Annotated in this window: 1 protein-coding gene; it reads right to left on the bottom strand. The window is 45.3% G+C overall.

The features are described from left to right. Positions 1-543 (bottom strand): tail fiber domain-containing protein (locus tag BEG40_RS21540; protein ID WP_105286081.1); only part of this gene is annotated, 543 nt, incomplete at both ends.

The raw sequence follows: 543 nt of genomic DNA, 5'->3' as shown, positions 1-543 counted from the left end.
CGTCTGACTCTCTGGCTACCTGAACAAGCAAGCCAGTAACACCAGAATAATCTACTGTGTAATAACGTTCACCTTCTTCACCTTCCGATCCGCTCGCACCGTCCTGATATTTCATTGCGGAACCTACAACTTCTGGGATTGCTTCCAGAGCTTCCTGTGCAATGACACCAGCATAGGGCATACCGTTTTCTTTAAGCGTGTATGTATAGCCGTTCATTTTACGGATGCGGTCGGTTGCATTATCGATCACCTGAATGTTGTCTTTCAGATCCCGGTCGGAATGCTGGTTAAATGCGGTGGCATGACATGCACCATTAACGCTTAACATATAGGTGTTATCGGTATTTTTCTGCGCATAGAACATATAAGCGCCACCATCAACACCGACTTCATAAACAACAGGACGGCTGGAGTTGCCCCACAATTGAGCAGTAACACCAGCATAAGCGGTTCCCTGTGTGTTTAATGTCATGGTTGACCCATGATTGGCATATTTGATCTGTAATGTGTCGGTGTAATCAAATTTAATAAGCGCGTTACTTC

It is taken from the genome of Escherichia sp. MOD1-EC5495, from assembly GCF_002965965.1.
In the GTDB taxonomy this organism is placed as follows: Bacteria; Pseudomonadota; Gammaproteobacteria; order Enterobacterales; family Enterobacteriaceae; genus Escherichia; species Escherichia ruysiae.
This window is presented reverse-complemented; position numbering and strand designations above follow the sequence as displayed.